Annotated in this window: 27 protein-coding genes and 1 tRNA gene; 22 read left to right on the forward strand and 6 right to left on the reverse strand. The window is 63.2% G+C overall.

What is annotated here, in order from left to right; translation table 11 throughout:
- Positions 1-43: 43 nt before the first annotated feature.
- The 10 genes from BEI_RS13280 (at position 44) to BEI_RS13325 (ending at position 8440) form a co-directional block, all read left to right on the forward strand.
- Positions 44-367 carry a YnfA family protein gene (locus tag BEI_RS13280; RefSeq protein WP_097789972.1) on the forward strand — a complete coding sequence of 108 codons (324 nt, stop codon included), beginning with the start codon at positions 44-46 and terminating at the stop codon, positions 365-367.
- Between the two features lie 420 nt (positions 368-787).
- The gene (locus BEI_RS13285) at positions 788-1021 is read left to right on the forward strand and encodes a hypothetical protein (RefSeq protein WP_153045792.1); all 234 of its coding nucleotides are present in this window, start codon (positions 788-790) and stop codon (positions 1019-1021) included.
- A gap of 276 nt (positions 1022-1297) precedes the next feature.
- A complete protein-coding gene (sstT, locus tag BEI_RS13290) occupies positions 1298-2524 on the forward strand; it encodes a serine/threonine transporter SstT (protein ID WP_097789974.1) in 1227 nt (408 codons plus the stop codon).
- Positions 2525-2675: 151 nt separating this feature from the next.
- Entirely contained in the window at positions 2676-3206 is a 531-nt protein-coding gene (locus tag BEI_RS13295; RefSeq protein ID WP_097789975.1) for a helix-turn-helix domain-containing protein, read from the forward strand.
- Positions 3203-3934 (forward strand): AzlC family ABC transporter permease, encoded by a 732-nt coding sequence (locus BEI_RS13300; protein ID WP_097789976.1) that lies wholly within the window; start codon positions 3203-3205, stop codon positions 3932-3934. The genes BEI_RS13295 and BEI_RS13300 overlap by 4 nt, the downstream gene beginning before the upstream one ends.
- On the forward strand, positions 3927-4271 hold the full coding sequence (locus BEI_RS13305) for an AzlD domain-containing protein (RefSeq protein ID WP_097789977.1): 345 nt from the start codon (positions 3927-3929) through the stop codon (positions 4269-4271). The genes BEI_RS13300 and BEI_RS13305 overlap by 8 nt, the downstream gene beginning before the upstream one ends.
- Positions 4272-4418: 147 nt before the next feature.
- Positions 4419-5030: a sigma-70 family RNA polymerase sigma factor gene (locus tag BEI_RS13310; protein ID WP_097789978.1), complete on the forward strand. Its 612-nt coding sequence runs from the start codon at positions 4419-4421 to the stop codon at positions 5028-5030.
- Positions 5027-5779 carry an anti-sigma factor gene (locus tag BEI_RS13315; RefSeq protein ID WP_097789979.1) on the forward strand — a complete coding sequence of 251 codons (753 nt, stop codon included), beginning with the start codon at positions 5027-5029 and terminating at the stop codon, positions 5777-5779. The genes BEI_RS13310 and BEI_RS13315 overlap by 4 nt, the downstream gene beginning before the upstream one ends.
- A 111-nt stretch (positions 5780-5890) precedes the next feature.
- Entirely contained in the window at positions 5891-6322 is a 432-nt protein-coding gene (locus BEI_RS13320; protein ID WP_193765111.1) for a DUF7282 domain-containing protein, read from the forward strand.
- 204 nt (positions 6323-6526) lie between these two features.
- On the forward strand, positions 6527-8440 hold the full coding sequence (locus BEI_RS13325) for a methyl-accepting chemotaxis protein (RefSeq protein ID WP_097789980.1): 1914 nt from the start codon (positions 6527-6529) through the stop codon (positions 8438-8440).
- 378 nt (positions 8441-8818) lie between these two features.
- Here the strand turns inward: BEI_RS13325 and BEI_RS19035 are convergent, their stop codons facing one another.
- The 4 genes from BEI_RS19035 to BEI_RS13330 form a co-directional block, all read right to left on the reverse strand.
- Entirely contained in the window at positions 8819-9382 is a 564-nt protein-coding gene (locus BEI_RS19035; protein WP_153045793.1) for a hypothetical protein, read from the reverse strand.
- Between the two features lie 211 nt (positions 9383-9593).
- Positions 9594-10598, reverse strand: a complete 1005-nt coding sequence (locus BEI_RS19040) for a hypothetical protein (protein ID WP_153045794.1) — start codon at positions 10596-10598, stop codon at positions 9594-9596.
- Between the two features lie 163 nt (positions 10599-10761).
- The gene (locus BEI_RS19045) at positions 10762-11076 is read right to left on the reverse strand and encodes a hypothetical protein (RefSeq protein ID WP_153045795.1); all 315 of its coding nucleotides are present in this window, start codon (positions 11074-11076) and stop codon (positions 10762-10764) included.
- Between the two features lie 91 nt (positions 11077-11167).
- On the reverse strand, positions 11168-11464 hold the full coding sequence (locus BEI_RS13330) for a helix-turn-helix domain-containing protein (protein ID WP_097789981.1): 297 nt from the start codon (positions 11462-11464) through the stop codon (positions 11168-11170).
- Positions 11465-11571: 107 nt separating this feature from the next.
- Between BEI_RS13330 and BEI_RS13335 the strand changes: the two genes are divergently transcribed.
- From BEI_RS13335 to BEI_RS13395, 12 genes are all read left to right on the forward strand, one after another.
- Positions 11572-11778 carry a helix-turn-helix domain-containing protein gene (locus BEI_RS13335; protein WP_097789982.1) on the forward strand — a complete coding sequence of 69 codons (207 nt, stop codon included), beginning with the start codon at positions 11572-11574 and terminating at the stop codon, positions 11776-11778.
- The gene (locus BEI_RS13340) at positions 11775-12377 is read left to right on the forward strand and encodes a hypothetical protein (RefSeq protein WP_097789983.1); all 603 of its coding nucleotides are present in this window, start codon (positions 11775-11777) and stop codon (positions 12375-12377) included. Before BEI_RS13335 ends, BEI_RS13340 begins: the two co-directional genes overlap by 4 nt.
- Positions 12374-12592: a hypothetical protein gene (locus tag BEI_RS13345; protein ID WP_097789984.1), complete on the forward strand. Its 219-nt coding sequence runs from the start codon at positions 12374-12376 to the stop codon at positions 12590-12592. Before BEI_RS13340 ends, BEI_RS13345 begins: the two co-directional genes overlap by 4 nt.
- A gap of 379 nt (positions 12593-12971) precedes the next feature.
- Positions 12972-13301 carry a hypothetical protein gene (locus BEI_RS13355; protein ID WP_097789986.1) on the forward strand — a complete coding sequence of 110 codons (330 nt, stop codon included), beginning with the start codon at positions 12972-12974 and terminating at the stop codon, positions 13299-13301.
- A complete protein-coding gene (locus BEI_RS13360) occupies positions 13298-13513 on the forward strand; it encodes a hypothetical protein (protein ID WP_097789987.1) in 216 nt (71 codons plus the stop codon). Before BEI_RS13355 ends, BEI_RS13360 begins: the two co-directional genes overlap by 4 nt.
- 4 nt (positions 13514-13517) lie before the next feature.
- A complete protein-coding gene (locus BEI_RS13365; protein ID WP_097787797.1) occupies positions 13518-13742 on the forward strand; it encodes a major capsid protein in 225 nt (74 codons plus the stop codon).
- Between the two features lie 74 nt (positions 13743-13816).
- Positions 13817-15049: a virulence factor TspB C-terminal domain-related protein gene (locus BEI_RS13370; RefSeq protein WP_153045796.1), complete on the forward strand. Its 1233-nt coding sequence runs from the start codon at positions 13817-13819 to the stop codon at positions 15047-15049.
- 10 nt (positions 15050-15059) lie between these two features.
- Positions 15060-15350 carry a DUF2523 family protein gene (locus tag BEI_RS13375; RefSeq protein WP_097789989.1) on the forward strand — a complete coding sequence of 97 codons (291 nt, stop codon included), beginning with the start codon at positions 15060-15062 and terminating at the stop codon, positions 15348-15350.
- Between the two features lie 2 nt (positions 15351-15352).
- Positions 15353-16207 (forward strand): zonular occludens toxin domain-containing protein, encoded by an 855-nt coding sequence (locus tag BEI_RS13380; protein ID WP_097789990.1) that lies wholly within the window; start codon positions 15353-15355, stop codon positions 16205-16207.
- Positions 16204-16884: a TraX family protein gene (locus BEI_RS13385; protein ID WP_097789991.1), complete on the forward strand. Its 681-nt coding sequence runs from the start codon at positions 16204-16206 to the stop codon at positions 16882-16884. The genes BEI_RS13380 and BEI_RS13385 overlap by 4 nt, the downstream gene beginning before the upstream one ends.
- Before the next feature lie 155 nt (positions 16885-17039).
- Positions 17040-18332, forward strand: a complete 1293-nt coding sequence (locus tag BEI_RS13390; RefSeq protein ID WP_097789992.1) for a hypothetical protein — start codon at positions 17040-17042, stop codon at positions 18330-18332.
- Entirely contained in the window at positions 18329-19345 is a 1017-nt protein-coding gene (locus BEI_RS13395) for a phage integrase (protein ID WP_097789993.1), read from the forward strand. Before BEI_RS13390 ends, BEI_RS13395 begins: the two co-directional genes overlap by 4 nt.
- An 85-nt stretch (positions 19346-19430) precedes the next feature.
- Here the strand turns inward: BEI_RS13395 and BEI_RS13400 are convergent, their stop codons facing one another.
- Positions 19431-21659, reverse strand: a complete 2229-nt coding sequence (locus tag BEI_RS13400; protein WP_097789994.1) for an EAL domain-containing protein — start codon at positions 21657-21659, stop codon at positions 19431-19433.
- A 302-nt stretch (positions 21660-21961) separates the two neighbouring features.
- Positions 21962-22038 (reverse strand) — tRNA-Ile (locus BEI_RS13405).
- Positions 22039-22085: the final 47 nt, after the last annotated feature.

The raw sequence follows: 22085 nt of genomic DNA on the forward strand, positions 1-22085 counted from the left end.
TCCCGGCACCCTCCGGGACACCGGGCCCGGCGCGGCGGGACCGATGACCGCCCTGGTCTATGTCGCCGCCGCCCTGGCGGAGATCGCCGGCTGCTTCAGCGTCTGGGCCTGGTGGCGGCTCGACAAGTCCGCGCTCTGGCTGGTCCCCGGCATGGCCAGCCTGGCGCTGTTCGCCTGGCTGCTCAGCCTGTCCTCGGCCGACTATGCCGGCCGGGCCTATGCGGCCTACGGCGGCGTCTACATCGTCGCCTCGCTGGGCTGGCTGTGGGCCGTGGAGCAGCGCCTGCCCGACCGCTGGGACCTGATCGGCGCCGGCCTCTGCCTGGCCGGGGCCGGGGTCATCCTGCTCGGCCCCCGCGGGGGTTAGCGAGCGCTTCCCTGCCTGTCCCGGCGCCCCGCTGGGGCGGTCTCCCCGATCCCACCGGCTTTTCCGGCCCCGCCTGACTTTCTTCGCCCCGTCGCCGAACGCCAGCGGTCGAGCCCCGAACCTCGATGGCGGGCACCGGGGCGGATCGCCATGTGCCTCTTGTACGCCTCGACGTCGACGGCCGTCGGCGATCTCGTCGCCCAGGCGTCAGGGATCGCCGGTCGAAGATCCCGTCCCTTCCCCCGAGAATGGACGCCCATGACCTGCTTCCCCGTTACGAAACATACGGTTGTTTCATGCTCATTCCCTACGCGTTCGCCGACATTGTATGCCGTTTCTTGCAAAGGGCTCCGAGACATGAAAGACTCAACCTGCTTAATTGATGCACCCGAAATGCTCTTGCCTGAGGTGCGCCTCGTCATGACCTCGCGCCCTGACCCGCGAATCCTCTTCTCGCCCGGCCCCTCCGGCACCTTCATCCTGTTGTGCCGATGCGGCAACAACGAGGTCAGCCGCGACCGCTCGACCTGGCAACGCTTCGTGCCCGACTTCGAGGCGCAGTCCTGTCTCTGCAGGGAATGCCGCAGCGACGTCCCGCTGACCTTCAACGACGATCCCCACCTCTACCTGCAGCAATCGCCCGGCAGCTCCTGAGGCGACAGGTGGCCCACCCCGCCAGTTATCTCGCAATCCCGACACTAGCCAGCCGATCTTCCTGAACTACCAATACATCCCAGACACAACTTCCATAAAGGGGCGTCGGTGATAGAATGCGCCTGCCCAATGGGAGCCTCACCCCGGGCTCGACCGCATCGCCTCCCTCGCCCCCTGGCCGGCGTCTCTCCCCGGCCGGCGATCTCATGGAGCGGCCGCCGCCGACCGACGGGCTCCCGACCGTACACCGCCTTCCACCATCCCGTGAGACGCACCATGTTCGCCACCCTCGACACCCTGAGCCGTCCGCTGCTGCGGCTTGGCCTGATTCCCCAGATCGCCCTCGGCATCGCCGCCGGCCTCCTGCTCGCGACCCTCTCCCCCGAGGACGCCCGGTCGGCCGCGCTGTTCGGCCAGGTGTTCATCTCCGCCCTGAAGGCGGTGGCCCCGGTGCTGGTCTTCGTGCTGGTGGCCGCCGCCATCGCCAACCACCGTCACGGCCAGCCCACCCATATCCGCGGGGTGCTGGTGCTCTACCTGGCGGGGACCCTGGTCGCCGCCCTGGTGGCCGTGGCGGCGAGCTTCGCCTTCCCCACCACCCTGACCCTCGAGGTCCCGGCGGCCGGCGGCACGCCGCCCGGAGGCATCCAGGAGATCCTGCGCAACCTGCTGATGAGTGCCGTCACCAACCCGGTGACGGCGCTGATGGAGGCCAACTTCATCGCCATCCTGGCCTGGGCGGTGGGGCTCGGGCTGACGCTGCGCCGTAGCGCCGAGACCACCCGTCGGGCGCTCAACGACCTCGCCGATGCCGTGTCGGGCATCGTCCGCCTGGTCATCCGCCTCGCGCCGCTGGGCATCTTCGGCCTGGTCGCCAACACCCTGGCGGAGAACGGCCTGGACGCCCTGGCCGAGTACGCCCGGCTGCTGGCGGTGATCCTCGGCTGCATGGTCTTCGTCGCCCTGGTGACCAACCCGCTGATCGTGTTCTGGAAGACTCGCCGCAACCCCTACCCGCTGGTCTTCACCTGCCTGCGCGGCAGCGCCATCACCGCCTTCTTCACCCGCAGCTCGGCGGCCAACATCCCGGTCAACCTGGAGCTCTGCCAACGCCTGCGGCTCCACGCCGACACCTACGCCGTCTCGATCCCGCTGGGCGCCACCATCAACATGTGCGGCGCCGCCATCACCATCACGGTGACCACCCTGGCCGCCGCCCATACCCTGGGCATCCAGGTCGACTTCGCCACCGCCCTGCTGCTGTGCATCGTCTCCGCCCTGGCGGCCTGCGGCGTCTCCGGCGTGGCCGGCGGCTCGCTGCTGCTGATCCCCATGGCCGCCAGCCTGTTCGGCATCTCCGCCGAGGTGGCCATGCAGGTGGTCGCCATCGGCTTCGTGATCAGCGTGCTGCAGGACGCCACCGAGACCGCGCTGAACTCTTCCACCGACGTGCTCTTCACCGCCGCGGCCTGCCACGCCGACGAGCGCAGCGACGAGGCCTGAGCCCCTCGCCCGGCCGCCGCGACGGCCGGGCTCCACTTCCCCTCCGCCTCATTCTGCTTCCCTCTTCCCCCTTCCCGCTCGCTTCATCCTTGACAGATCCCCGTTCGTTTCATAGAACGTTCTGTATATCGAACGAAGCGGAGCATCCCCCATGGACCGCCTGTCCCTCGGCACCCTGGGCCACCACCTGCAGCGCCTGCGGCAGGAGAAGGGCCTGTCGCTCTCCCAGCTGGCCGCCGCCGCCGGCCTGGCCAAGTCGAACCTGTCGCGCCTCGAGCAGGGCGTCGGCAACCCCACCCTGGACACCATCTGGCGGCTGGCCGTGCAGCTGGACGTGCCCTTCGGCACCCTGGTGGCGCCGATCAACGTGCCCCTGGGGGAGGAAGGCGTGCAGGTGCGGCTGCTCGACCAGGGCCAGGACCGGCCCCGGGTGGATGCCTACTGGATGCGCTGCGCGCCCCACACCCTGCGCCATGCCGAGGCCCACACCCCGGGCGCCCGGGAGACGCTCACCGTCATCGCCGGCAGCCTGGAAGCCGGCCCCGAAGGCGCCACCACGCCGCTCGCCGCCGGCGACAGCGTCACCTTCGCGGCCGACCGGCCCCACCTGTATCGCACCGGGGAGACCTGGGCGACGCTGCTGCTCAGCGTCATCTACGCCGAGGGAGGCGAGACCCCATGAGCCTGCAAGCCACCTCCTCGCCGCCCCGGCCCTGGCTGACCGGCCTGCGCGAGGCCATCCCGCTGCTGGGCGGCTACGTGCCGGTGGCGATCTCCTTCGGACTGATCGCCGTCCAGGCGGGGTTCAGCGCCTGGGAGGCGGTCGTCATCTCCACCCTGGTCTATGCCGGCGCCTCGCAGTTCCTGTTCGTCGGCATGGTCGCCGGCGGCGCGCCCCTGTGGCTGGTGGTCGCCATGACGCTGCTGATCAACCTTCGCCATGTGGTCTATGCGCCCAACCTGGCGCCCTGGGTGACCACGAGCCGCTGGTGGCCCTGGCTGATGCACGGCCTGACCGACCAGGTCTTCGCCCTGGCCCACCACCGCCTGCCCCAGCTTCCCGAGGCCCAGCGGCTCGGCTGGTTCACCGGGGCGGCGCTGCTGGCCTGGGCCAGCTGGATCGGCGGCACCGCGCTGGGCGCGGTGGCCGGCGACTGGCTGATCGGCGGCTGGCCGCTGCTCGGCGAGGTGATGCCCTTCGCCCTGCCGGCGCTGTTCCTGGTGCTGGTGGTGCCGCGCTTCACCTCGCGGCGCTGGAGCCTGGCGCTGGGCACCAGCATCGGCCTGGCCATGCTCTGCACCCTGGCCGGCCTGACCAACCTCGGCATCCCCCTGGCCGCCGCCTGCGGGGCCCTGTGCTTCTACCTGGTGAAGGTCGACCCGCGAACCTCGGGAGGCGGCCATGAATGACGCGCTCTGGCTGGCCGTGCTGGCCTCGGCCCTCGGCACCCTGCTGATGCGGCTGGTCCCGCTGCTGTGGATGCGGCGCCGCCTCAGGAAGACCGCCGGCCGGGACGGCGTGGAGGCCATGCCCCAGTGGCTCGGCATCCTCGGGCCGCTGATGGTCGCCGCGGTGCTCGGCGTCTCCCTGGTGCCGCGCGAGCCCGACGCCCTCGCCTGGGTCGCCACGGCCATCGGCGTGATCGCCACCCTGCTGGTGTGGCGCCGCACCCGCTCGCTGGGCTGGCCGGTGGCCGCCGGGGTCGCCGCCTATGGCCTGGTCGTGGTGCTGGGCGGCCTCGGCTAGGCCGGACGCGCCGGCGCCGGGGAGCCGGGCCCTGGCGACAGGCTCCGGCTGGCCGACGTGGAAAGGCCCGCCTTGACCGCCGCACGAGGGGGCGGCACTCTGGCGACAAGCAGGATCGCCTCACGCGACACCAACAGGGATGGTTGCATGTCCGACGTCACAGGATCCTCCTCGACGCCCCGGGGCGCCCCCCACCCGCCCTCGCCGAACGCCCCTTCCCCCGACGACCGGTTGGGCCCCCTGCTGCAGCGCGTGGCCGGCCGGGATCGCCAGGCCTTCGTGGAGCTGTACGAGGCCACCTCTGGGAAACTCTATGGCACGGTGCTGCGTATCCTGAAGGACAGGGCACGCACGGACGATGTCATGCAGGAAGTCTATGTCGCGATCTGGCGCAAGGCGGCGCAGTTCGACGTCGGGCGGGCCTCGCCCATGACCTGGCTGGTGACCATCGCCCGCCACCGCGCCATCGACGACCTCCGCCGGCGGCCCGCGGCTCCCCAGGAGACGGAGGAGGCCCTCGAGCACGCCGCCTCCGGCGAGCCCGGGGCCCGCGAGCGCCTCGAGCGCGACCAGGAGGCCCGGCGCCTGCATGCCTGCCTGGATGAGCTGGAGGCCATCCGCCGGGACATGGTGCGCCTGGCCTATCTCGAGGGGTGGTCCCGGGCCGAGCTGGCGGCGCATTTCGAGCAGCCGGTGAATACCGTCAAGACCTGGCTCCATCGGGCCCTCAAGCAACTCAAGGGATGTCTGGCCTCATGACCGAGCGTGACGATACCGACATGCTGGCCGCCGAGTACGTGCTGGGCACCCTGGAGGCCGACGAGCGGGCGGCGGTGGAACGCCGCCGGCAGGACGACCCCGAGCTGGACGCGCGGATCCTCGCCTGGGAGGCGCGTCTCGCCCCGCTCGGCGACGAGATCGAGGCCGTGACCCCGGGGCCGGACCTGCTGGCGAGGATCGAGCGGCGCATCGAGGCGCTCGAGTCGGAGGCGCCGACGCCCCCGGAACGGCCCCGCACCGCCCAGCTGGCCGCCCTCCACAGGCGCCTGCGGTTCTGGCGCTGGAGCACCGGGCTGGCCTCCGCCGCGGCCCTGGCGCTGGCCGTGGTGCTGGTCGCCCCCCTCGGCCAGGAGCCGAGCCGGCCGCCCTTCGTCGCCGTATTCCAGCAGAACGACCAGCAGCCGGCGTTCATGCTGTCCGTGGACCTGGCCAGTCGGCAGCTGCACGTCCGGCCGGTGACGGCGGAACCCCTGCCGGACAAGTCCTACCAGCTGTGGATCAAGGAGGCCTCGCTCGGGCCCTCCCCGCGATCGGTGGGGGTGCTCGACGACGACCTGACCCTGGATGCCGCCTCCTTGCAGGACTACGACCCCGAGCTGCTCAAGCGGGCCACCTTCGGCATCAGCATCGAGCCGCCGGGCGGATCTCCCACCGGCCAGCCGACGGGCCCCGCGATCCACGGCTATCTCTACCCCACCGTCCGGGAGGGGACGTCGCAACGCCTGTGAGGTTTTTCATGCCGAGCTGAAACCGTCCGGCGCCTTCTTGCGTATCCAGCAGCACGCCCATCGCCAACCACTTCCACCGATGGGGCGTGCTCGACACTCAAGGAGAGACCGATGATGACCAAGCTCATGGCAAGCGCATTCGTAACCGCCTCCCTGCTCGCCGGCGCCTCCCTGGCCCAGGCCGACATGCACGGCGACATGCACCCGGAGGTCTGGGCCGACGACCAGTCCGTCGCCGATGGCACCGTGTCCGCCGAGAAGGTCACGGCGAGCCGCAACGGCTGGCTGGTGGTGCACCGCACCGACGAGAGCATGGCCCCCGGCCCCGTGGTCGGGCATGCCCCGCTCAAGGAAGGCGAGAACCGCGACGTGACCGCCATCCTGACCGAGGACGTCAGCGCCGGCGACCACCTGATGCTGATGGTCCACAGCGAGGAAGGCGGCATGGAGACGGGCGTCTTCGAGTACACCCTCGGCGCCTCGAAGGACGGCCCGGTCAAGCGAGACGGCAACCTGGTGATGACCACCATCACCGCGCAGTGACGCCAGACGCGGGGCCGCAACCCGGCCCCGCCCCAGCGCTGCCCGAACCGCCACGGCTCGCCCGGTAACGCCCTCCCCGTCGACAGCGACGGTGCGCCCCCTGCGCCGCCCCCTACAGATTTTCCCTGACCTGCCGATAGAAAGCTGACCAATCAGTCAACAAAAGAGCAGGCGCCCCGAGAGGGCGCGAGCCAGGGGAAAACCATGAAGCATCTCACCATCGCCCGAAAGCTGATGCTCGGCATCAGCCTCTGCATGATCCTGATCGTCGGCGGCAGCGCGGCCATCCAGTATCGGCTATTCAGTGAGCTGATCACCGACCGGGTCACCCACGCCGAATTGCCGGCCACGCTCGAGAGCATTCGCAACGACATCGAGACCACCCTGAGCGGGCCGATCACCACGGCCCGGGAGCTGGCGAACAACGGCTACCTGCACGACTGGCTGCGCCAGGGGGAATCGCGGGCGCAGACCGAACGCGCCGTGACCTACCTCGACCGGCTGCAGCGGCGCACCGGGGCCAACACCGTCTTCTTCGTCTCGGCCCTCAGCGGCGACTACTACACGTCGCAGGGGCGCCAGCGGACGCTGGACCCTGACGCCGACACCTGGTTCTACGACGTGGTCGACGATGCCGATGGTCCCGACTATCGCCTGGACATCGATTCCGAGGGCGGAGAGCTGAAGGTCTTCATCAACCACGTGGTCGAGATCGACGGCGAACGCGTGGGCGTCGCCGGCGTCGGCTATGCCCTGGACACCATGGTCGACACCATCGGCGACTACCGGCTCGGCGAGACGGGCGCGGTCTTCCTGGCCAGCCGGGACGGCCGTATCAGCGTGCACCCCGACGGCGCGGCCATGGCCGGCCGGCCGATCGAGGAACTGCCCGGCTGGGAGACCCGGGCCGGCGAGCTGCTGGCCGGGGACGGCTATCGCTACACCACCCTCACCGACCCGGACGGCGCCGAGCAGCTGGTCGCCGCCATCGACGTGCCCGGCACCGACTGGATCGCCTTCGCCCGGATCCCCCGCGGCGAGTTGTTCGCCGACCTCAACCAGGCGGTGCTGTGGGTCATGCTGATCGTGGCGCTGATCCTGCTGGCGAGCCTCGCGGTCCTGGCGTGGCTGCTGCGCGCCCTCTTCCGCCCCATCCGCGGCACCGCGGAGGCCATGCGCGAGATCGCCGAGGGCGACGGCGACCTGACCCTGCGGCTGCCCGTGCGCGGCAAGGACGAGGCCAGCGAGCTCGCCATCCAGTTCAACGCCTTCGCGGACAAGATGCACGACGTGCTCGCCCAGGTGAGGCGCAGCAGCGACGCCGTTCGCCACGCCGCCCAGGAGATCGCCAGCGGCGGCCAGGACATGTCGCGACGCACCGACCAGGCGGCCTCCAGCCTGCAGCAGACCTCGGCCTCGATGGAACAGATCACCGGCACCGTGGAGAACACCTCGGCGTCGTCGCTCGAGGCGAACCGCCTCTCGCAGTCCGCCGCCGAGCTGGCCCAAGGCACCGGCGACACCGTCGGCGAGGTGGTCACGACCATGGGCGAGATCCAGCACGCCTCCGCGCGGATCGGCGACATCATCAAGGTCATGGACGACATCGCCTTCCAGACCAATCTGCTGGCGCTCAACGCCTCGGTGGAAGCGGCCCGCGCCGGCGAGAGCGGCAAGGGCTTCGCCGTGGTGGCTGGCGAGGTGCGCCAGCTCGCCACGCGCAGCGCCGAGGCCTCGCGGGACATTCGCGGCCTGATCGAGGCCTCCGGCGAGAAGGTCCAGGGCGGCACCCGGCTGGTCCGCGACGCCGGCGGCGCCATGCACGAGCTCGTCGAGGTGGTGAACCGCGTCGCGGCCATGCTCGGCGAAATCAGCCACGCCACCACCGAGCAGAGCGACGGCATCGGCCAGGTCAACGTCGCCGTGGCCGAGCTCGACCGCATGACCCAGCACAACGCCGCCCTGGCGGAAGAATCCACCTCCGCCGCCGAGCAGCTGCGCGAGCAGGCCGACCGCCTGGCGGAGCTGGTCGGCAGCTTCAAGCTCAAGGACGCAGGGCAGGAATACGCGCTCAACGACGCACGAGAGGAAAGCGAACGCCCCCTGGCACTGGCGTAGATCGGCCTCGGCGAAACGAAATGGGGCCGACCGCCACAGTGGTCGGCCCCATTATCCGATGCGGTTCGGAGGACAGGCTGCCGCAACGGCGAGTCAGAGTGTCCTGGTGGGCCCAGCAGGACTCGAACCTGCGACCAAGGGATTATGAGATACCTCTAATACATTCCAGTATCTCCCAATGCCTGACAAATCAGTCCATTACAGAGACAAAACATGGCAGAGCACGCCCGTCAAGTGTCTATTGCATGGACGCCCTATGGACACTATGCCTTCAACACAGTGAATTACAAAAGAAGAGACTCAAAATAGCTCAACCTGCCTACTCTTTATATATTTCACACTTGAGCTGACGGTTTTTTTCAGATCCGGCTAAGCTAATCATAGCTTTCTCAACCTTCTTTTCCCTACTTTCCTTTTCTCCCCCCGATAACTCTTCTCACTATTCCCACCCTTCGACTTACCCTCTTTTATTTTATAGACCTCATGATCAAGAGTTATGTCATACAAAGAGGTTATCAACCCAAAACATCCGACAGTAAAACCAAACTTATTGACTAAAGCCATTAAATTAAAAAAGGTTTCTCCAGCAAAAAAATAAACCCACCCTAAAAAATAATCCTGGGGATCCTCCATTGGGTCAAACCTATAATCAATATACAGATAAAAAGCACAAATATACAACAGGCTAAAACCACTCACCAACGATCTTAAATTTTTCGCCCCCTTAGTAAAAACAGTTGTAGCCATAACCACAGTCAAAGGAACCAACATGTTTTTTTCAAAAATATCATTAACAAGCTGGCCAACACTATTTGAAACCAAGCTAGACAAGGCTATGAGCTCCAAAATTAACAAAATGACCAGAACAAAAATCAAGGACAAGAAGCAAAACTTTGAAAACATTCTTGAAAAACTTTTTAATAAGTTAATAAAACCCACCATCCTTGGCACCTCCAAACAATGCAGAAAGGATTTTGAAGGCGAGAGGAAGCATGCCGACACCTGCCTTCACCTAGAAAAATCAGAATCTTGAAAGCGCCAAACCTACCAATGCCCGCCTACATAGGGCATCTCGGTTGACGCTTTGTTGACACGCTCACTCTAGACCTTTCTAAAACTTAGGTCAGCACAGACCAACCTGCCACTTTTGTCGTCAACTAAAATTCAGGGCCACAAAAATCCCTGCTGAGATATTGAATGCCAAGGACACAAGAGCAGAAAAAACAAACTTAGAAAACACCTTTTTGTTAGACCTCCTAATTACATCAAGCCTATTTCGATCACCACTCGTTAGCTGAAAAACAGAATAAGCACCATGCTCCTTAATAGAAGAAAACGCTCTTCTAGCTAGCAAGTTTGAAATCTTTACGATAACTGTAAAAGCCATCAAACTAAAAACCAACCAGGTCATAACCTCAATGGAAGTCCCTATAGTTAGCGAAGCAGAATAGTCCTTATCATCAAACATGGACTTCAGGTACGCAACCGAAGCAAAAGGAAAAATAACAGGCGTAGAGTAGTCGACAAGCATTGCAATCTTTCTTTTATGCCTATCCAATAAGTCATGAAATCCAGATCTTGACTCAGGCACTGGCAATGCCGCATTCCATTTGTCAACGACTGCCATTAGCTCTTCACTAACAACACTATTTATGAAGTCAACCCTGCAAAAAACAGGCGCAAACTTAACTTCGGCCTCATCACTTTCCTCAGGATTCTTTGAAAACATAGCCTGAAGAACTTCTAATGGCTTGGCACTCGCACAAAGCTTAACTGTTAATGTATGCTGCTGAGGGAGTTCATAACCCTGGACATTAAGCAAAAACTGCCACTTGAGCCTTACTTCTTTAGTGACCTTTGAGCGACTCCAATTATATGACTCAAACTCAGCCCAGCCGCCAAACTCTGTTGTTGTCTTATCGTCAAAAACTAGTGCCGCTGATGCCACTAAGGACTCTTGATGATGAGCTCTCAGCTTCTCCTGAACCCTTTCATTTAATTCATAAATATCTTCAGGGCGAATACAGACTGGCCTAGTAAACATCTGATGATTACTATCAGGCTTCCCAACCATCAAATGGAACATTGACCTGACGGTATCTTTATCCGCTTTTGCTACAAGCCCTTTACCCTGTTCATCACCAACAATATTCATCATGCCTCCCTGCGCCCATTAAACAGTTCAAATCACTTAGAATCTCGAGAGATTACCCGAGGCTTTATACATTGATCCTTATAACACTACAACGTGCTTTTTATTGATGTTGAAACAACCTCCTCCGCCCGCTTGTGCCCATCCTTCAATTCATTACCATCATCCATCACAACAAACCAGTGGCAGACAACACTTTCCGCGTTGCCTCATAAGGTACAAAAAGAAGATCTGCATTAAGATGCAAGATGACCAAAACCGTCCAGAACGCTACCAAGCCTCCCGCCAAAAAAGCGAAAAGAAACTTCCATTGTTGACGGGCCACATCAGGACGAACGTGCCAGTCATTCGGAGGCTTGCCGGATATTTGGCTGTCTTTTCTTCTGAATTCCTTGGGGCGATAGTGAGTATCTTTTTTACTGAACTTGTTTTCTCGACGCTTACGGTCTTCCCAGTAGTAGTCCCGATCCTCCATCCCCATCACGATTCCCTCCACACTTCCCTGCGTTGCTCAAGGCCGACCTCCTATCCTTGGAGCCTGCCGCCCTGGTACCACCTTGCCGCTGCCTTCCTGGCTAGTCGGTATCCGTCCCTGTCTGCTTGAGCGTCTTCCGCGCCTTCTCAATCTCCGGGCTGATCTGCCCAGCATCCTCAATCACCTGATCGTTCATCAGCCACATCGTGTACTGCGGGAACGTGTTCGTTACCTGCATAAGCACCTTGCCAGATGGGGAGTTTTTCCCCTGCTCCAGCCGAATGAGGGTGTTCTTCGGGATACCCGTCAAGTCGCTGAACTCCTGGCGCCCCATGCCCTCGGCCTCTCGCAGGGCACGGATTTTTTCGCCAATCACGCTTGACGCCTCACCATCCATGACTATACTCACCCATGACTACTGTGATCATTCGTGATTACCCTACAGATTACCTGTACACCAGACCACTTGAAGCCTAACACAGGCAACCAAAGGCAGGTGACGACATGGAAGACACACAAGCGCCCCAGGTCCCGGCAAACGTGCCCCTGATGACCATCGAGCGTTTCGCCGAGCTCTCCGGCCTCGAACAAGGGGTGGTCTACGGCCACATCCGTAACGGTCACCTGCCCGCCGTGAAGGTCGGCAAATACCGCATGATCAACATTGCCCTGCTGCAACGGCAGTGCCTCCAGCAGGAGGACTGGGCATGATCACCTTCCGCACCGTCACCGACTCCCTGGGCACCGTCACCTTCTTCCAGGTCGAGGGCCGCGAAGCCGGCTACATCGACCAGAACCGCCATACCGGCACCTGGACCGTCTTCTTCGCCGACATGGCCGACGCCCCCGCTGGCGTCTTCCTGGAGCGCTCCACCGCCCCCGGCAGCCAGGGCGTGTTCGCCCCCGGCCTCACCTCTCGCGTAGCCGCCCTGGTCATTGTCCGCCGAGCCTATGCCGCCACACGCAAGGCTGTGCCGGTTCGCGCATCAGCCTCTCGTCCGGCCACTGGCCTGTGCTTTTTCGCGCATCACCTCACGCCCGTTTCCTCCCGTAGCGTCCCCGCGCCTTTGGCCCGCGACGTCGCCCCGCCGCTCCTGCCCTGTCCCGCGCCTGGGGCGACCGAGCGGGCCGCTTTTTTCGACGCTGCCTCGATCCCTGCCTCACCGGGGTTATGCCCTGGTGGGAACACACCGTCCCAGCGCCCCTCCCCGGCTGCGAACCGACACGAATCTCCGATTCGTGAGGGTCGTAGCCCGACAACCGAAGGGCGTCAGTGCCTGATCCACCCCCACCCGAGGAACACCCCATGACCACTGCCACCGGCAAGAAACAGTCGATCCGCGTGTTCCTGGACGCCGCCGACTACGGCCGCTACCTCGTCCAGGCCGGCACGCACCAGGTCACCCCCTCCGCCCTGGGCGAGCTGCTCATCCAGGACGGCCTCGACCGTCTCGAACGCGGCGACCTCCACGCCCTGGGCCTGGGCACCGACCGGCCCGCCTCCCAAGGCTCGGGAGCCTGCTGATGTTGTCCCCTGCCCGTCACCCGTCGCCCATCGGTCGCACGGCTCCCCGAGTCGGCGTCCTGGGCCCCGTCAAGGGCGAGGGGGCGAGCGCAGCGAGCGCCCTTGACGGGGGCCACGGCGGCGACTGCCGTGCGGCTCGACCGAGGGGCAGGGTGGCGCGGCAGGGGGACCCCTGCCCGGAGCCCCGAGCCTTGAGGGAGCGGGCCTGCCGCTGCCTCCACGGCCGGGACCTGGGCAAGGCGGCGCTCCTCTACCGCCTTGCCGAGTACCACAGCCGGGAGATCGAGGGCGACTCTCCCTTCACCACCGAGCTAGCGGCTCTCGCTGAGCATTGCGAACAGCTCATCAGCCACGCAGCCACGACAGGAAGGACCACACCATGATCAACACCATCCAAGCCCGCGTCATCGGCGCCATGCGCTACTCCATGGACAACGGCGTCAAGGGCGCCAAGCTCACCGTCATGAACGAGGCCGACGCCAGCAACGAGAACCGCGTCGGCTACGAGGTCGCCACCATCTCGGCCCCCTACGAGATCCTCGACCAGATCCGCCCCTACGCCGCGCACATGCCGTGCAACCTCGAGATCGACGCCGAGATGAGGACCACCGGCGGCAAGATCACCATGCACGCCATCGCCGTGCGCAAGCCCTCCACCGCTCAGGCCACCGCCCCCGCGTCTGAGCCCAAGCAGGCCGCCAAGTCATGAAGGTGCAGGTCTGCCGCGACTTCGACCCCGACCTGGGCTCCTGCCGTGAGCCCCTGGAATGGGTCGACGCCGCCGAACTCGTCGAGGCTGGCACCCAGCCTTGGCTGAGTGTCGAGGACGCCATCACGGTCGCCCTCGCCATCGGCATGGTCTGGGCCGCCGCCTGGGCCATCCGTGCCATCGCCCAGCAACTCCACTCCTACATGAGGTAATGCCATGAAAACTGTCTTCGCCAAGAAAGCCCGTCGTGTCGCCCTGGTCCCCCTGGCCCTGGTGTCCGGCTCCGCCCTGGCCACCGAAACCGGCGGCTCCAGCATCGACACCACCGGCCTCGTCTCCACCATCGAAGGCGCCATGACCCCGGTGGGCGCCGTCGGCCTGGCCGTGCTCGGCGTGCTCGCCGGCATCCTGGTCTTCAAGCTTATCCGCCGCGTGATGTGACCCGCGCCCCACGCACCGCCCCACCCCGGGCCCCTACGGGGGCCCTTTTCGATTCACCGACAGGACCCGAGGCCATGACCCATGCTCGAACTCTCCCCCGGTATGTTGGTATTGCTGGCCTTGTTGCCGGCCTTCTGGCTCCTGTTCCATCACTAGCCATCGAGGGGCAGGCGGTCGTCAACTCCGTCCAGTCCACCGGCAGTAACGCCACCCACGTCCAGACCTCGGTGCGTGCCAGTTACCGCCTGGCCGCCAACGACCCGCGCATCTACAAACAACTCTCGACCAGCATCCCCAAGGCCTCGCTGCGCCGTGCCGCCCTCTCGGCGCTCGCCCGGGGCGTCATGCATCCCGGTCTTCAACTGGCCATCGTCGCGGCGGGCTTCGCCCTGTCCCAGAACAACGAGATCCTGGCCCCCGACCCCGAGGTCGCCGACCTGGAACAGATTTTCGAGACCTACGCCGACAACATCGCGCAATACGGCGCCGACGGTGCCAACGGCAACATCCGCTTCTCCGGCGGCTACACCATGTGCACCGGGGTTCACCCCAGCATCTTCAACCACATCGCCTGCTACAAAGAAGCGGACGCCATCTACAACAAGAACCTGCCCTTTCAGGGCATCGTTGAGAACAGCGGCTCCATCTACGCGCGTTACGGCACTTCCAACGTCCTGATGGGCTTCACCTCCGCCGCCGTCGACACCGACCCGTATTACGATCCCGACGGCGCCATGGTGCCCGCCACCGAGGAAGACCTGGAAACCCTCGACGAACACCTCCCGGCCACCATCGTCGACGACATCTGGACCGAGGGCGAACCGGTCCCCGAGTGGGAAAACGAGATCAGCATCATCGGCGAGCCCGCCACCTCGGTCGTGCCCACCAAGCAACAGGCCATCGCCCCGGCGGTCGCCCGCCAGGTCGGCCAGTGGGCCGCCAACACCGAGGCCCAGCTCAAGGGCGAGCCGGCCCCGAACCCCGACGCCGAAACCGGCGGTAACACCGCCCCCGATGAAATGCTCGACCAGTGGCAGGAGAAACCGCCCGCGTCCGCCTATCCCACCCTGCCCACGCCCGAGTGGAACGTGAACGTCATCGACGACCTGCCCGACTACGACGCCGGGCTCGGCGTGGGCATGTGTCCCGAACCCAACGTCATCGAGATCCCGCTCTACGGCACCATCAGCCTCGACTGGCAGCCCGCCTGCGAGCTGGCCGGCAACATTCGTGGCGCCGTCATCGGGCTCTGCTTCATCTCCGCGCTGTTCATCGTCCTGGGCCAGTCACGGCCCTCCACCGCCTGAGGAGGTCCCCATGCCCGCCGTGCTCATCACCATCCTGTCCTTCATCGCCAAGTACCTCGTCGTGCTCGCCATCGTGAAGGTGGCGAGCCTGGTGGTCTTCACCACCATCGGCGCCGTCCTGATCGACCAGATCCTCGACACCGCCATGGACTACCTGGGCGACTCGGGACAGTACCTGTGGTTCGTCCAACTCGCCGGCTTCGACGTCGGCCTCTCCGCCATCGGCTCCGCCTTCATCCTGCGCGGCATGTTCAAGAACTGGAGCCTCGGCCCGTCCGCGCTCATCACCGGAGGGTCCTGACCATGGCGATTCATCTCATCTCGGGAGTTCCTGGGGCCGGCAAGACCCTGCGCGCCGTCTACACCATGATCAACTGGCTGCGCACCGAGGAAGGCACCGACCGGCCCTTCTTCGGCAACGTCCGCGACCTGCGCAACCAGGCCCCCATCCCCGACGAGTGGATGGACGTCCCCGACGGCTCGCTGATCCTCATCGACGAGGTGCAGCAACGCTGGCGGCGCTACCGCAACACCGGCGAACCGCCGCCCGAGATCGCCGCCCTGGAGACCCACCGCCACCGGGGCGTGGACTTCATCCTGACCTGCCAGAACCCCTCCCAGCTCACCAGCGACGTCCGCGCCCTGGTCGACACCCACGAGCACCTGATGCGCAAGGGCAAGCTCAACGGGGCCATCGTCTGGCGCTGGGAAGGCGTCTGCCACACCAACCCCGCCGCCCATTCCAAGGACGCCGACTGCGAATCCTCGATCTGGAAGTACCCGAAATGGGTCTTCGAGCAGTACACCTCGGCCTCGATGCACACCGGCAAGAAGCGCCTGCCGCGCATCCTGGTCATGGCGCCCCTGGTGCTGGTCGGCGCCATCGGCGCGGTGATCCTGGCCATCACCCAGGTCACCGGCTATGTGGGTCCCGAGGCCACCGCTCAGGCCCCCCGCCAGGCCGCCGCCACCGCCAACCGCACCAGAGAATCCGAGCCGGACACCGTGACTGCCTACGCCGGCACGCTGCGCGGCGACGACGACACCAGTTGCCGCCTCTATGACCAGCAGGGCATGCCCATCGTCACCTCGCTCCCCCAGTGCCTGAACGCCCTGGAGCGGGGGCTGCCTTTCGAGGTGGAGGTACTCGACCTATGACCACGACCGCGCTTCCCGTCCCCCAGGCGCCTGCCCGCTCCCTGCCGACCTGGCTGCCCCTGGTCCAGGGCCTGGCCATCGCCTCCATGGCCGTCGATCACGCCAGCCTCTGGCTAGTGAGTGGTGACATACCCGAGATCCTGCGCCACACCCTGGGTCGGCTCGCCCTGCCGATGTTCTGCTTCATGGTGGCGTGGCACGCGCTGCACTCGACCCACGCCCGACGCTACGCCGACCGGATCCTCGGCATCGCCATCCTCGCGCAATGGCCGTTCATGGCGATGCACGGCCAGCCGCTCGGCAACATCTGCTTCACGCTCGCCGCCGGGGCCTACCTCGCCGCCTATCACCGGCACCGGGATCCCGTCGCCCTGGTGGCCGGCGTGCTCCTGGCCGGCTTCACCTGGCTCAACGAATACGGCCCGCTGGCGTTCTTCCTGGTGCTCGCCTTCATGGCCGCGATCCGCTGGCCGCTCGCCTGGCTGGTCCCGCTCCTGACCTGGCCGGTGCTCCAGTACGGCCCGAGCCTGTCCGCCGTGTCGGCCTTCCTGGGCGTGCTCCTGTTGCTCGCCCTGGTGACCACTCACTTACCCCCGATGCGTCTGCCCCGGCCGCTCACGCGCTGGTTCTACCCGCTGCACCTATGGGGAATCTATATCGCTCGGGGGCTGACATGACGGCCCCTCGAGCGGCGGCGCGGGAGAGGACGCTGGCGCCCGCATCCCCGCGCCGCGCGAGCGGGCCCGGCGAGACCCTCCCTGTAACACGTCTCGCAGAATGACACCGAAGCGTGTCGAAACCTGCCACTACTGACCAATAGGTGATTTTCGAAATGAAGCGTTGGGATCGCTATTCCAGGGAATCGCTGGAGACGGGGGAACGGGACCCGCTCGGCAACCTGTTCATCAGTGCCAGGGGCCAGGTGAACATGGACCAGGTGAAGCTCCTGCACGCGGGCGTGGATACCGTCCGCCAGCTCTACCGGGGCCTCCCCTACCTGCCACAGTTCGACAAGATCATCGGCGTCTACCAGGAGGGTCGTGGGGCCACCATCGACCTGTTCGGCCATACCTGGGCCGTGGGGGCCGGCGCTGCCGGCTCCGGCTTCCGCTACCGCCTCCAGAACAATGACCTGGGCGTCATCGTGTTCTTCCAGGCCCGGCACGTGAAGACCGAGAACGTCGGCACCCACGTCAAGATCGAGCTCTCGCCCCACTACCTGCACGAGCGCAGCCCCGAGGACTGCCAGAAGCTCATGGACATGATCGCCTGCTGCCTCCTCGAGCACGTGGAGCATGCCGGCTGTGCCGTCCATCTCGCCCTGGACGTCCAGGGCTGGGAGCCGCCCAAGGACTTCATGGATCGCTTCGTCACCCGCTCGAAGAAGGTCATGAAGATCGACGGCATCGACTCCCTGAGCTTCGACCATGGCAACATCGCCACCACCTACGGACGCGCCGAAACGCTCATGTTCGGCACCGCCGGGGCTCTGCAGTGCGCGATCTACAACAAGACCAAGGAAGCCCACCACCGCGACAAACTGCACTTCTGGCAGGGCGTATGGGGCAACGCCACGAACGACGACCTGGCCCAGGTCTATGACCCCGAGCGCGATGTCTGGCGCATCGAGATGCGCTTTCATCAATCGGTGCTCGCCGAGTTCGCCCGCGGGATCCCGTGCAACGTCGACACCGGCGAGGTCCTGGACGACGCCCACGGCTTCCAGCGCTTCACCGACACCGTGCCTCACCTCACCGGGATCTGGCGCAGCGCCATGCAGAGCTATCGCCTCAACGCCACCCGCACCCTGATCGATCCCTTCTGGCAGTGCTTCCAGGACGATCCCCGGTTCTTCGCCCACGCCCCGGCCTTCATGTACAAGCGGGCCCGCAAGGAGCCTGGCCTGGGCAACGAGAAAAACGTCTGCCTGGCCTTCGGCAACCTCATCTCGATCTACGCCCGCCAGGGCTTCGGCACCCACCAGGCCATCGACTTCCTCAAGGCATCCGGCATGTGGGAGGACCTGGAGCACTACTACCGGCGCCGGGGGATCAATAGCAGCGCCTTCCGTCAGCTGGTCGAGCAGAAGCTGGTGGAGCGACGATTGCTAGGGAAGGCTGCATGATCAGGAAGGTAAAGACCGGCTGGCAGGTCGACATTCGCCCCGACGGCACCTTCGGGCGGCGTATCCGCAAGACCTTCAAGACCCAGGCCGAGGCCAAGCGCTTCGAGGCTGTCACTCGCGCCAAGGCCGCCGCCGGAGAGGACTACAACCCCAGGAAGCGTGATCGCCGTCGCCTCCTGGACCTGGTGCAATTCTGGTACGACGCCCACGGCTCCACCCTGCGGGATGGCCGCTCCCGCTTGGGCAAGCTTCGCCAGCTGGTGGGCATCATGGGCAACCCGGTGGCTGCCACCATCCGGCCCGCCGACGTCGCCCGATTCCGCCAGGAACGCCTCGATGCCGGCCTCTCACCCAACACCGTGAACCATGACATGGCCCACCTGCGGGCCGTGTTCAATCTGGCCATTCGCATGAAGGAGTGGCACGGCGAAAACCCCTTCGCCGCCTTCAAGGCCATCAGGATCCCGGAGCGGGAACCGTCGTTCCTCTCCCAGGAGCAGATCGACACGCTGTTTCGGGAAATGCGCCAATCCAGGAACAAGCACCTCGTCCTGATCGCTTCCATCTGCCTGACCACCGGCGCCCGTTGGAGCGAGGCCCAATCGCTACGCAGCGAGAACGTCAGGGAGGGGCGTATCACTTTCGTGAACACCAAGAATGGCCGGACCAGGACGGTCCCTATCGACCAGGATCTCTACCAGCGCCTCAAGGACCATGGCCCCGAGGTCGGCCGCCTGTTTCCCAAGGACGCTTACCTGGCCTTCACCCGTGCCCTGGATCGCAGCGGCATCGAGCTACCCAGGGGCCAGCGCACCCACGTCCTGCGGCACACCTTCGCCAGCCACTTCATGATGAACGGCGGGAACCTGCTCACCCTGCAAAAGATCCTGGGCCACCAGTCCATTCAGATGACCATGCGCTATGCTCACCTGTCGCCGGATCACCTTAGCGAAGCCATAAAATATGGACCCAAAACCACGTTTGGCCATCATGCCAGTTTTCAAGATGGGTAAGTTCCCCCATGACGCGGGAGACTTTCCTCTGCTCAATAATGCAAAGCACACAGAGGCTAAAAGCTCAAGAAAACCGGAGAGACATTCAAGTAGAGAGTTCTCCCTGGCTCCTGACCTGGGAAACTTTCAAATAGGGGCGACCCAAGAGGTGAATAAGATCAGACTCTGCGATGGGGCGTGAGATAATATAACCTTGAGCGGTATCACAACCCAATGCAGCCAGAGCCCTTAGCGTATCCATATCCTCTACGCCCTCCGCTGTCACCTTCAAATTGAGAGTATGCGCAAGCTCGATTGTTGAGGCCACGATGGCGTGATTCTGCCTATTGCTGACCATATCCTTGATAAAGCTCCTGTCGAGCTTAACTTCGTCAATAGGCAATTTGCTAAGATACGACAGTGAGGCATACCCAGTGCCAAAATCGTCGACGGCACAATGCACACCTGAAGCACGAAGCGTGCTAAGAACATCAATTGCATGTTCGTAGTCTTCTATCACGCCTGTCTCCGTGACTTCCAAGCAAAGTCGTTGAGTTTCTCGTACCCCCTGCAAACTTTGAATCAGATCAACAAGACCGCATCCGGACATCAAATCCCTGGCGGCAATATTGGCACTAACACCGAAGGAACCATCACGCTCTTGAAACCTAAACATGGCACTCCATGCTTGCTCAACAACCCAGTGCGTGACTTCCGTGATCAGGCCCGACTTCTCCAGAATGGGAATAAACTTCCCAGGAGAGACAGCCCCCAGCTCTGGAGAGCTCCAGCGTAGAAGTGCCTCGGCCCCTTTGATATAACCCGTAGCCAGATCGAGCTTAGGCTGAAAAACCAGAAACATATCGCGAGTACCCTGGCGCCTGAACTGTTGTAGCAAGAAAATATCTTTAGGATCTGGCTCCAGCTCAGGGCTATAAATAACCCACGTTTTTTCTGCCTTGGAAGCTGTGGAAAAAGCTGTCATGGAGCGCCGCAACAGCTCTTCGGCATCGATTGAGCTTTCACCTTCATTATGACTGACCCCCATGACAACCTGCGCATCCAAGCTAATCGTACCAAGCTCGAATGGCTCAATCATATTATCAACAATGTGCTGATAGCTGATATCCATGCTGGGTACGACGGCGAAGACTCCTGACCCGAAATGACCAACCTGGATGAATCCCATCGCTTTTAGACGTTGGCCAAAATTCTGCAATAGCTCACGGAACACCTGATAACCAAAGATCGAAATGATCTGCTCCACGTTGAGCAGTCTTATCAAGATCACCGCAGCAACTTCACTGCGTTCCTGTTGCAGATGTTTGTCAAGATCAGCGACAAATTTCCCTCGATTGGGAAGCCCTGTTACCAAGTCATGTCCCGCACGATATTCCAGCTCACCTTGCAACTGACGACGAGCGACTAGTTCTTCGGTTAATTGGCGAGTGCGATCCGAGACCTTCCTTTTAAAATACCAAGAACAACACCATCCAAGGACCGCCATGAAAATGATGGGAAAGGCTATCCATGCCAGTGCCTTAAGGCTTTCAAAAAAGCTTGTATCTTCCGATCTCAAGCGAGGTTGCCAACGCTGATAAATATCACCATAGGTCCCATTAGCGATTGCCATGGAAAGCTGACGATCTAACCAATCACGAAGCTCATCATTACCCTTTCGAACACCAAAGACATAGGGACGAGGCCAGAAAGGGGCACTCGTTTTAATGACAGGCAGGTCGGATGCGTAGTACCTAGCAGTATGGGTGGCTTCTACGCAAGCATCGGCGGATCGAGAAGCGACAACCTCCAGGCAATCACGTTCGTTGGGAACCTTAAGTAGCTGAACATTCGGATAGTCTTGGGATAGGCGCTGCTCCGCATAACCTCCTGCCACAACCGCGACCTGGTATCCTACTAAATCTCCTAAACTAGCAAGACGTTCTCCGTTTTTGTGAGAAAATATTGCATGTGGAACGTAGTAAAACGGTTCGGTAAAATCGAAATATTCTCGCCTTTGCTCCGATAAGAAGAGGGCCACAGCATCGGCGTCGCCAGAGATCACCGCTTGTAACGCCTCTTTCCAAGGCAATAGCAGGTGTTCAGCTTGTGTCCCTCCCTGCTCGGCCAGCTGATTTTCCAGCTCGACAACGAAGCCATGGGGCTCATCATCTTCGCCCAACCATTGATGCGGGGGGTAGGTGGCGGACCCAGCGAAAACGACATTGCCCTCGAACACAGGAGCCGCGTGTCCTACCCCCGTGATGGCAAGCAGGCCGACAACCAGAGTCGTCTGGAGTACGCTTCGTCTCTTGCTTCCACCTACAGGCACCATCCGCCCTTCCCGCGAGTGAGCTAACTTAGTCCTAGGCTAGCAGAAGCCTGAGCAGAGTAGTCAGGTACTTCTGACTGACCTAGTACGATTCCATGAGTACTGCTCTAGGTTATGCCACCCCTTACACGTACAGGGTGCAACCCATTACATTAGAGAATCAAGTTTTATGCGTGGCGCGTCACCTGTCTTCCGATCAACGGTGGCCAGCGTTTGGCGGAAAAGTCCCGGATGGACACAATGTGGACAGGTACAGCGATGAACAGCACCAAGAGGGGGGAAAGCAAGCGTAACTGCTTGAATTCTGGTGGGCCCAGCAGGACTCGAACCTGCGACCAAGGGATTATGAGTCCCCTGCTCTAACCAACTGAGCTATAGGCCCTTATCGGCGGGCCCGTATGATAGCGAATGCCGCCGGTCGAGGCCAGC

This window comes from Halomonas beimenensis (assembly GCF_002549795.1).
GTDB classification, from domain to species: domain Bacteria; phylum Pseudomonadota; class Gammaproteobacteria; order Pseudomonadales; family Halomonadaceae; genus Halomonas; species Halomonas beimenensis.

What these genes read in the sequence shown, in the direction of transcription:
- BEI_RS19040 (WP_153045794.1), bottom strand. Translation starts at nt 10,598, where the DNA reads ATGATGAATATTGTTGGTGATGAACAGGGTAAAGGGCTTGTAGCAAAA.
- BEI_RS13285 (WP_153045792.1), top strand. Translation starts at nt 788, where the DNA reads ATGACCTCGCGCCCTGACCCGCGAATCCTCTTCTCGCCCGGCCCCTCC.
- BEI_RS13320 (WP_193765111.1), top strand. Translation starts at nt 5,891, where the DNA reads ATGATGACCAAGCTCATGGCAAGCGCATTCGTAACCGCCTCCCTGCTC.
- BEI_RS13355 (WP_097789986.1), top strand. Translation starts at nt 12,972, where the DNA reads ATGATCAACACCATCCAAGCCCGCGTCATCGGCGCCATGCGCTACTCC.
- BEI_RS13360 (WP_097789987.1), top strand. Translation starts at nt 13,298, where the DNA reads ATGAAGGTGCAGGTCTGCCGCGACTTCGACCCCGACCTGGGCTCCTGC.
- BEI_RS13365 (WP_097787797.1), top strand. Translation starts at nt 13,518, where the DNA reads ATGAAAACTGTCTTCGCCAAGAAAGCCCGTCGTGTCGCCCTGGTCCCC.
- BEI_RS13330 (WP_097789981.1), bottom strand. Translation starts at nt 11,464, where the DNA reads ATGGATGGTGAGGCGTCAAGCGTGATTGGCGAAAAAATCCGTGCCCTG.
- BEI_RS13370 (WP_153045796.1), top strand. Translation starts at nt 13,817, where the DNA reads ATGACCCATGCTCGAACTCTCCCCCGGTATGTTGGTATTGCTGGCCTT.
- sstT (WP_097789974.1), top strand. Translation starts at nt 1,298, where the DNA reads ATGTTCGCCACCCTCGACACCCTGAGCCGTCCGCTGCTGCGGCTTGGC.
- BEI_RS13375 (WP_097789989.1), top strand. Translation starts at nt 15,060, where the DNA reads ATGCCCGCCGTGCTCATCACCATCCTGTCCTTCATCGCCAAGTACCTC.
- BEI_RS19035 (WP_153045793.1), bottom strand. Translation starts at nt 9,382, where the DNA reads ATGGTGGGTTTTATTAACTTATTAAAAAGTTTTTCAAGAATGTTTTCA.
- BEI_RS13305 (WP_097789977.1), top strand. Translation starts at nt 3,927, where the DNA reads ATGAATGACGCGCTCTGGCTGGCCGTGCTGGCCTCGGCCCTCGGCACC.
- BEI_RS13295 (WP_097789975.1), top strand. Translation starts at nt 2,676, where the DNA reads ATGGACCGCCTGTCCCTCGGCACCCTGGGCCACCACCTGCAGCGCCTG.
- BEI_RS13400 (WP_097789994.1), bottom strand. Translation starts at nt 21,659, where the DNA reads ATGGTGCCTGTAGGTGGAAGCAAGAGACGAAGCGTACTCCAGACGACT.
- BEI_RS13345 (WP_097789984.1), top strand. Translation starts at nt 12,374, where the DNA reads ATGACCACTGCCACCGGCAAGAAACAGTCGATCCGCGTGTTCCTGGAC.
- BEI_RS13280 (WP_097789972.1), top strand. Translation starts at nt 44, where the DNA reads ATGACCGCCCTGGTCTATGTCGCCGCCGCCCTGGCGGAGATCGCCGGC.
- BEI_RS13380 (WP_097789990.1), top strand. Translation starts at nt 15,353, where the DNA reads ATGGCGATTCATCTCATCTCGGGAGTTCCTGGGGCCGGCAAGACCCTG.
- BEI_RS13395 (WP_097789993.1), top strand. Translation starts at nt 18,329, where the DNA reads ATGATCAGGAAGGTAAAGACCGGCTGGCAGGTCGACATTCGCCCCGAC.
- BEI_RS13335 (WP_097789982.1), top strand. Translation starts at nt 11,572, where the DNA reads ATGGAAGACACACAAGCGCCCCAGGTCCCGGCAAACGTGCCCCTGATG.
- BEI_RS13310 (WP_097789978.1), top strand. Translation starts at nt 4,419, where the DNA reads ATGTCCGACGTCACAGGATCCTCCTCGACGCCCCGGGGCGCCCCCCAC.
- BEI_RS13390 (WP_097789992.1), top strand. Translation starts at nt 17,040, where the DNA reads ATGAAGCGTTGGGATCGCTATTCCAGGGAATCGCTGGAGACGGGGGAA.
- BEI_RS13315 (WP_097789979.1), top strand. Translation starts at nt 5,027, where the DNA reads ATGACCGAGCGTGACGATACCGACATGCTGGCCGCCGAGTACGTGCTG.
- BEI_RS13325 (WP_097789980.1), top strand. Translation starts at nt 6,527, where the DNA reads ATGAAGCATCTCACCATCGCCCGAAAGCTGATGCTCGGCATCAGCCTC.
- BEI_RS13385 (WP_097789991.1), top strand. Translation starts at nt 16,204, where the DNA reads ATGACCACGACCGCGCTTCCCGTCCCCCAGGCGCCTGCCCGCTCCCTG.
- BEI_RS13340 (WP_097789983.1), top strand. Translation starts at nt 11,775, where the DNA reads ATGATCACCTTCCGCACCGTCACCGACTCCCTGGGCACCGTCACCTTC.
- BEI_RS13300 (WP_097789976.1), top strand. Translation starts at nt 3,203, where the DNA reads ATGAGCCTGCAAGCCACCTCCTCGCCGCCCCGGCCCTGGCTGACCGGC.